Origin of the sequence: Methylobacterium sp. CCH5-D2 (assembly GCF_001556475.1) — a bacterium.
Lineage (GTDB): Bacteria > Pseudomonadota > Alphaproteobacteria > Rhizobiales > Beijerinckiaceae > Methylobacterium > Methylobacterium hispanicum.
In genome coordinates, this window is record NZ_LSIX01000820.1 from 1 (window position 1) to 8,472 (window position 8,472).

Sequence of the window (8,472 nt, forward strand, 5' to 3'; positions counted from 1 at the left end):
CCTATTGGACGCCGATCAGCCCCTCAGCCGGGTCCTTTTTCCACGCCGATACCCAACCTCGGGCATCTTCACCTTCTCCAGGACCATGCCGTGGTCGACCGCGGCTTGCGCCGCGCGCTCACCTGTGTTGCCCTGATCAAGAGGCAAGTTCGACGTTATCGTCCAGGGGATCGCTGAGATCTCTCCTCTCTGATCAGGCCAAGCCGAGCGCGTGACACATGGTTACAACCGGCAAGGCACGCTCGACCCGTTCGCATGTAGATGGGCACGAGAAGTATGTAACAGCTTGATCAAGGGCTCCACCGCATGGTCAGGCATATATGCGCTTGAAAGTGCCATGTAGGCGCGCGCGACGATCTTACGGCCAAGCTCAATGCCTTCCTCTGTCGACACGAGCCAGGAGACGAGATCAGGGATATTTCTAGATGTTTCTTCAAGAAAATGCTCTCCCGGCCTGAATATGGGATGGGGATATAATGGACGACTCACAATCAAAGTCCGGTTCCAGAACCCAAGAAGGCACGACTCATACCATGCGAGAGATCCGATTTCCTGAACATCAATATTCAGTAAAATCTTGGAGTTGCGAGCTACAACATTCTGCACCGAGACCCTCTGAGGACCCCGAGCGCGAAGAACCGCCGAGCTTCGATCCCGTTCAGGATAGTTGATAAAACAACGCAACCGTGCAAAATTCGCCGCGCCCTTTAAAAATACTTCGTCGCGAATGCTATGACCAGATCCAAAGTAACATAGATCCAGCGGCCTACTGGACCACGATTCCGCTGGACGGTACTTCTCGTTTATATCGTCCCGAACGGACATACTAAGAGCATCGGACTTATCGTTGTCGACAAAGATACTTTCTTCATCTAAAGGCAAAGGTAGATACCGTGCGAACGGGATGTCACAGCAGGCATAGAGACTGCAGTTTTGTTCATTATCGTCGATGACTGCGCGACAGGAGAAGAGCAGCGGTAGGATACGCGCTCCGGGTATGGAGTGAAGGGGTTGCGTGGGATAGAGGATTGCGGACGATACGATCCCCTTCGACAGCCAACGCTCCCCCCCTTGTCGAAAAAAGAACTCATGTGGCGCAAAAAAAATGCGATTTTGCACTTGGACATCTATAGAGTGCGTCTCGTCATGTAAGTGAACAGGTATTCCGCGCGACATCAAGGCTATGGAAGTTAGCTCAGCTCGAAGTCGAACTTTAGTGTCACTCGTGCTGTGAACATAGATTGAGATACCTTGGGACGTGGCGTGGACAAGAGCGTCAACCAGATCCTGCTCAGGTAGGGGTTCAGCACCCGAGTAGCTAGGCGAGAGGCGTCTTATCGCTGCGACAACAGACTGCTCGCTACAATAGGGCCGGCCCTCCCACAAGCCATGCGCAATAAAGTGCTCTATGGCATTCGTCTCACTCGTCAAATCGCTGTTCAATCTGAGGTATACCTCCGGACGAAAAGTCGGAAGTCTTGAAATGCCGTACCTTAAAGCTGCAGGATCGGCCAAGTCCCGGAGCGAGCCATTGATGACACTCATGTTCCGCCTGATAATTGGAAATTAATATTAGGACAGGTCCGGCCACGAAGTTCTCTGTCATAGATCGCTGGCAATCACGTACCTAGGCATCGTGCTCCACCGCCTAATCCCACGCGATAAGACCGAGCTTGCACATCCATACAAGTGCCATCGCTGCCACTTCTCGGCGATGGGGTTCGAGCTGCGATAGAAGCTGTTGGAGCGATACAGGCTCCCGTCCGATACAATCCAGCAGAGATTTACATCCCGCCAAATCCATTCGCCAGTTATCTGCGAAGCTATCTAGACGGACGTCGCGAGTACGAAGCAGACCGTCCTGAAGCGCGGCCGAAGTCATCCCTGCAGGCAGCGACAATCGAGTTTCAGGACTCAGAACAGATGTGGCGAAACTGCCAAGCTGGGCATAGGGGTCACCTTTGATCGGATTCTCAGGCCAAAGATCGGACCGGCCAAAACCGCGTTCCTCCACGCGTTTGCGACCGAGATCCGCATTCAATTGCGAAATCTGACGTGCGATCACCGGCCAATCGAAAGATATTCGAATGCGATCACGACCAGCCATGCCCATGCTACGGCGCAACTGAGCATCTACTGCAAGGCGGCCGATCCGTTCGGCGGCCTGATCGATATCAACTGCGGTATGCTGGGCGACTGAGCCGACATAATACTGATAAGCATCCTGGCCAAACACATGACGTAAACTCATCATCCTCCCCGGGAAGCCGGAGGGACCGCCCAGCGTCCGAACAAGAAAGCCTTCAATCCCATCACGAACCGTGTAACGGTAGCCGTCCCAGTCGCTTGCAACGACCGGGAGGCCAGCGGCCATCGCTTCCAACGGAGCCAGCCCGAACGTTTCCTGAATGTTATCGACCAACGACAGGAAGATATCGGATGCCGACCACAACCCGGCAACCACCTCAGGATTGTTGCCATCCAGGAAATGTACTGGCACGTCCGGTGCGTATGCGCGCGCGGCCTCCTCGTAGAGCTCCGGACCAATCGGCTCGTTTGGAAACCAACCGACCATCGCGAAGTGCAGGCGTTTCCCTGCTAAGACTGCCGCCTTGGCGATTGCCTTGAACATCGGCTGTGGGAAAGCCTTCTCGAAAAACGAGAGCCGACCGAGCCAGAGCACCAGCACATCGTCTTGGCCTACATTGAGGCGCGACCGCCACTCCTCCCTACGATCCGGCCGGTCGGCCTGATCGGCAATGGCCTGCCCATCGACGCCAAGTGGAACGAGTGGCAGATCCGGTTGCGGCCGCTTGCTGCCGCCGAAGCGGTCGGACACGTAGTCCGTGAACGCATCGAACATATTGCGCATCGCGTCTTGCACGGAGGGTGAGGTGCAGATCAAAGCGTCCCAAGGCTGGAGCGGGGCGATTGTCGATGCGGCCATGTAGTCGCGTATCGCCGGCGCCCCGATCGTATGAATTAGGCCGATTAGGCTGTAGCGACGGTCGCCGACGTAACGACGCAGCCAAGCTTGGTCTGCTAAGTCTGCTTTACCTCTGAGGATACATCCTGATCTGATAGCCGCGTGAGCATCATAGATGCTTCCGGTCCGGATCCGAGTTCGGTCCATTGGTCCCCGCAGAAGGGCATGTGAGACTTCTTCTTCATTGCCAGGGATGACCGACAACACAGTCAGCTCGTCGAAACCACCGTGCTGAACCAGCGCCTTGAACAGTCCTACATTTGCCGTATCTTTACCAAACGGATTTTTGACGGAGCCAAAATGGGGACTGGGGGTATAAATAGCAAAATTGTTACTCACTTGCCCTCTCCTACCAGTCGCAACCCGGTTAATTCCGTAAACCGCAGCTGATCAGCAGCGTAGAGGCTTCGCAAGTAAAGTCGATCTGCATCCGATAATGGTGCAAGCAATGTAGTTTCTGATCCAACGTTGGCGCGCAATGCCTTTTGGTTCTCGGGGAAGTGCGATATTTCTAGAAAGTCACATACCCTTCGCAGCACTTGGTCAGAAAAATTAGAAAGATCACTCGAGGAGATATTAAGAACTTGCCGCTCCGGGAATACATTATATACTCGCTCAAGTTGATTTGCGTAGAATCCTCGCTCCACGTAGCTGTAGACTCGATGGTGGCCTCGGATGATCGGGTCATCAACCCGGGTGCGTCCTTCGCGGATAGCCCAAGAAAATGGCCGATCGTCGTATCGGCGCCGTGTCTCCATCGCCCAGTGTGAATAGGCTCTCTCAACAGGATCACGAAAAAGAAAAATCATTTTCATGTCGGGATTGTAGTTATAGATTCTTGTAATACTATCTGGCCAATATATATAGATGGGCGTTGCTTCGCCGCGCAAACGCCCATTACCCTCCTCAAAAGAAGCGTGGTAGATATTGTAGTCAGGATTTTCCCAATCGATGTCGGCATCTCGATCGAAAAAGTGAACCTCTTTGCAATCTGCCATTTGCAACTCAGCATGTCGTCGCAGATACTCAAATAGTGCTGTCGTGCCGCCCTTCTGGACACCACCGATCAGGAACCCGACGGGGGGCGTGCCTGTCATCACAACCTCGTATTCACGTCTGGCCATCATGCCGGCCTTCATCACCGTTCCGTATAAGGCATTTTGGGTCTCACCGCGCCTCCCGATCTTTCGTAGCCGATTTCGGCGCGGCGCGAGCTCGGCGATCGCCTCAAGAGCGTGGGACAAAACCGGGGTGAGCGGGTTGGAAGGGTATCGCTGGTCTCGTACCCGACGACCACTGGGCGGTGGTTGAGCCGCTTCTGTGGCCTGAACTTGAAAAGCCGGCAGATGGTCGGTCGCGTGCCTCGGCCCGAGCTGCGCTGGCCGGCATCATGTTGGTTCTGCGCAGGGGCATGCAGTAGAAGCATCTGCCGCGTTCCGAGGTGGGCTGCAGCGGCGCACGACGACTTGGCCGCGGCTGGATGCGTGGCAGGCGGCCGGCGTATGGGCTGCCCTGCACCGGTTGATGCTGGAGCAGTTTCAGGATGCCGATGCGCTCGACTGGTCGCGGGCCGCGTTCGACAGCGCGAGCCTGCCCGCGGAAAAAGGGGCACCGCGCCGGGCCTGAACCCGACGGACGAAGGCAAGCCAGGCACGTAGCGTCACCTCGTCGTGGTTGCCAACGGCACGCCGCTCAGCCTGAGACTCACCGGAGCCCATTGACACGACAGCAGCATGCTGGCCGCTTTCCTTGGTGCGGTGCCGGGCGTCCGCCAGCCCGACACAGGCCGAACCCGGGCAATATGATCGCCCCTGTCCGCGTCGCTCCTGGGTCGAACAGCTAAGAGAGTTCCTGCGATCAAGCCGTAGGCTGCGAGATCTGCAGGAGGCCAGCCCGCCCCGCCTCGCTATGGCAGGCTATACCGCGCCCGCTGGCCAGAGTGGTCGGCCCAGGCATTGATCGTACGCCGCCGCCAATGCCATGAACCGCCGGATCACGTTGCCGACCGGGCGATCATCGGCAGCCGGGGACAGCGAGGCGGCGCCTCGTGATCCGAGCGCCACAGCGCCATCTGTCCTTGCATAGCCTGGATCCGCGTGGTCAGTGCGAGCGCTACGGTCTACCGGAGAACTAGCTGATGGACGACCCCGCCTACGCCGCTCGGCGCTCGGCGCTCGGCGCTCGGCGCTCGGCGCTCGGCAAGCAGATCTGACCGAGGAGGCCCGGGCGCCATAGCGGAGCGGGCCGCGCCTCGCGACAACCGGCGGAAGGCGGCCTCAGTCCAGACCTGAGCCATTCTTGCTGGTCAGGGCTCGTAAGCGCTCCCGGTATTCCTGAAAACTCAGGTGGTGCTTCTTGAGATGGCGCTTGAGCGTCTGGTAAGGCTTGACATGGATGAAGCTGATCAGACCGTTGGGCTGGATGCTCTTGCGGACCTGCGTGGAAGCCGTCTTGTACGGATTGGACTTTGTGGATGCCGGGCTCTGTCCAAGCCCGTTGAGGGCTGAGTGAACATCCCGGATTAGCTTCGGCAGTTCAGCCGCCCGGCTTACTCGATGATCAAAGGTCAAGCCATGGATGAAGGAAAGTTAACTGCGCGCGAACACGCTGGTCATGCAGATCAGTAACGGTTCTCAACATCGACTGCCCATGTACGCGATAGCGACATAAAATTTCTGGCAGAAAAATGCCGTGCATGCCATGCTCTATGAACTTAAGCCAGAGATCATAGTCCTCCCACCCAAGATCGAGAGGCGCATAACCTCCGACACGCGCCCACGCACTACGGCGCACAAGCGCCATCGCGTCTACGTAATTGCCGACGCGAAAGAGATCGGGGTCCCATTCCGAAGCGAAACCGAAACCGCGCTCACGGCCGAAAAATTCGATCTGCGAGTATGCCACCGACGCCGCAGACGATTCAAGGGCGCGACTTAACTTCGCAATTGCTGTAGGATAGAGACAGTTATCCGCATCGAGAACAAAGACATACTTGGTCTGGGCAAGTTCAAAAGCGGTGTTTCTAGCCGCCGACAGACCGAGATTACGAGGATGCCTAATTATACAAGCCCGCCGGAAACGTTTGTGGTTTACATCTAACCAATTTGCGGCCAAGGTCGATCCTTCATCGGTAGAGGCATCGTCGACCACGATAAGATCGAGTGTTTGATGCGTCTGCTCAGAAACACTCTGCAGAGCCTCAAGTATGAACTTCTCGTAGTTGTATAAACTGATAATGACAGTGACGGATTCTGAAGTGGCAGATTTGATCATCGCATACTCCCTTAAGACCTCTAAGGGGAGCGGCACAGGACCAAATTGCTGCTTAAGCAAAGTAATCACCTCTCGGAAGATGGAGACAATGAGCGTACAGGAAAGATCTTTCGCCCTTCACGATTGCCATATTTGAGGAAGTGAAATAAAGGCTCCTGCGGTGCTTCCACGACATCAGCGTAGGCCTCCGCATACTGTATAGCACAGAACCGTGGGCCGGGGCTTCGCAACTCACGGCTGCCGTAGGCTACAAAATGGTCGATTGGATCCATCTCGTAACCCTTCAGATCAGAGTTGTATGAGCAGTACCAAGCGGCATCGAATAAGCCGGAGGACTGGACTAAAAGCCTCCTATCACAATGCTCGCGCGACCAGATCTTAACCTTTGCACTTTGAGTCAGAGAGCCCGCAATCATAGCCAACGCTGCTAATGGCGAGCGGCGCAGACGTACGAGCCTCCCTTCGGATTGAGCACGAGCCGCCTGCTCAAGCTTGAGCCGGTACTGCCATAAACGGTTGTCTTTCTCGGATCGGTTAAGCGTCTCTGCTTGCATCTGCTCCGAATGTCGCGCAAGTTCCCGCAGTTCGCATTCTGCTCTTGAACTGACTTGTTCGAGCTCTGTCTCCGCCTTTCGCAGAGCAGCTCGAACCTGTGTCAGTTCTCTCTGTGCCTCGGAAAAGTTCAACGCTGCCTCATCAGCGGCGGCCCTTGTTTCAGTAAGCCGCGATGAAATATCTTGAATCTCAGATCTGGCAGCCTCCAGGGCATCGGCATTAGCTCCATGGGACGCGATCTGTGCAGCCAAGGCTGCGCTTTCCTCCGACTTTGCCTGTGCGCTCTGTTGCTGTAGAACTTGCAGAGTATGCCCCGTCCGGCGAAGCGCTTCAGCGAGAGCACGCGTGATTCTCTCAGCGCTTGGCTTCGTCGCTCCATCCTCTATTCCGACATTCAGGCCATGGAGTAAATTTTTAAACTCAAAGCGGCCATGTGTTCCAACACTGAGGTCGACCGGGGAAGGTATTTTTTTGTCGAGAGCCAGCTGGTTGTTTTTACGCTCCAGAGCCATGACGTATTTGTTGAGATAGCGTTCCCGGATTCCGTTGAGGGCGCCCACATCGCTGAAGCCATGACCGCCCCAAGCCGGCTCTCTTTCCAATCGTCTCAAGTCTTCCACATAACGGTCAAGCTCCGGCAAATCGACGCGACCGTCAATGATCGTCTCATGTTTGTGCGAGTGATCCAGGAAGGCGTCTACCGCTGTCGCTGAAGCTTCCCCGTACGAGAAATCCATACCAATCTGAGCACTCACCCGCGCAATCGTACCCCGCCAATCGGCGAGCAAGCCATCGAAAGAGAGGAATGCACGGGGATGATTGCGCGTGGCCCTTTCAGCTTCTTTGATGTAGCGCAGCCAAAGAAGCCCCCCTCTCTCCGAGGGCCAAACACTTTCAGGAAAGACTTGCGTCTGGCGCCGCGTTAATGAAGCAGCGACCTCATCAGGCGTCCGGTATGGATGTATATAAAGATCTTGCAGGCCCATTTTTCGCATCTCATCCTGCCAAAGTGGCAGGAAAAGGCAGATGCGGGGATCTTTGATCACTACCGACGGGGATCGTGAAAATGTGTTCTGCAGGAACGCTCTGATCCGTTCACGGCCAGGTGCCGACTCACTGCTTTCGATCCATGCAGGATCGAAACCGACAGGATCGTTGACGTCCGAGTCTGCCGCATGGAGCAGCGCATCATGAATCGCCACAACCTCCTCAGGCTCCCAGTGACCCAGCTCATTGCCGGAGAAACCCGGCACAAGCCGCTCTGGCAACTCGACGCCAAGAAGGTTCAGTACGCGCGTTAATGCAGAAGTTCCGCTTCGGTGCATGCCGGCTACGATTATTGCGCGAGGCTGCGCTGACGTCATTAACCGAGATTCCCCACTAATTCGGACTTGGTTGAGCGGCCATTCAATTCATGTCCCCACCAAACAAGACTCCTTAACTGCCGCTTTTGCTTTATCATTTCACCCCGACATATTGAATTCTTGGCAAGTAGCAGAACGAGCGCGTGTACGTACCCTCCCCGTAGAGGGTGATCGGTTCGCCCCTCAGCGCCTGCACGATCAGGTTCGAGACCACGCGCCCGTCGTTGGGGTGCATGCGTGGCCCGTAGGTGTTGAAGATGCGCACCACCTTCACGGGCATGCCGTGCTGGCGCC

The 8,472-nt window shown here is 55.9% G+C and carries 6 protein-coding genes and 1 pseudogene; 1 reads left to right on the forward strand and 6 read right to left on the reverse strand.

Annotated features, from left to right (window positions below; translation table 11 throughout):
• Nucleotides 1-1,648: 1,648 nt before the first annotated feature.
• Together AX737_RS21640 and AX737_RS32360 are read right to left on the reverse strand one after the other, a co-directional pair.
• A complete protein-coding gene (locus tag AX737_RS21640; protein WP_066924809.1) occupies nt 1,649-3,325 on the reverse strand; it encodes a glycosyltransferase family 4 protein in 1,677 nt (558 codons plus the stop codon).
• The gene (locus AX737_RS32360; protein ID WP_156453876.1) at nt 3,322-4,125 is read right to left on the reverse strand and encodes a sulfotransferase domain-containing protein; all 804 of its coding nucleotides are present in this window, start codon (nt 4,123-4,125) and stop codon (nt 3,322-3,324) included. Before AX737_RS32360 ends, AX737_RS21640 begins: the two co-directional genes overlap by 4 nt.
• Nucleotides 4,126-4,256: 131 nt before the next feature.
• On the opposite strand from AX737_RS32360, the pseudogene AX737_RS21645 reads away from it, so the two are divergent.
• Nucleotides 4,257-4,704 (forward strand): annotated as a pseudogene (locus tag AX737_RS21645) (transposase); the annotation flags it as partial.
• Nucleotides 4,705-5,262: 558 nt separating this feature from the next.
• Here AX737_RS21645 and AX737_RS32365 read toward each other — a convergent pair.
• From AX737_RS32365 to AX737_RS21655, 4 genes are all read right to left on the reverse strand, one after another.
• Entirely contained in the window at nt 5,263-5,556 is a 294-nt protein-coding gene (locus AX737_RS32365; RefSeq protein WP_197430674.1) for a MucR family transcriptional regulator, read from the reverse strand.
• Nucleotides 5,546-6,259, reverse strand: a complete 714-nt coding sequence (locus AX737_RS32370; RefSeq protein ID WP_156453877.1) for a glycosyltransferase — start codon at nt 6,257-6,259, stop codon at nt 5,546-5,548. Before AX737_RS32370 ends, AX737_RS32365 begins: the two co-directional genes overlap by 11 nt.
• Nucleotides 6,260-6,324: 65 nt before the next feature.
• On the reverse strand, nt 6,325-8,178 hold the full coding sequence (locus AX737_RS33520) for a hypothetical protein (RefSeq protein ID WP_156453878.1): 1,854 nt from the start codon (nt 8,176-8,178) through the stop codon (nt 6,325-6,327).
• 94 nt (nt 8,179-8,272) lie between these two features.
• Nucleotides 8,273-8,472: NAD-dependent epimerase/dehydratase family protein (locus tag AX737_RS21655; RefSeq protein ID WP_245293485.1), on the reverse strand; the 200-nt coding region annotated here is incomplete at its 5' end.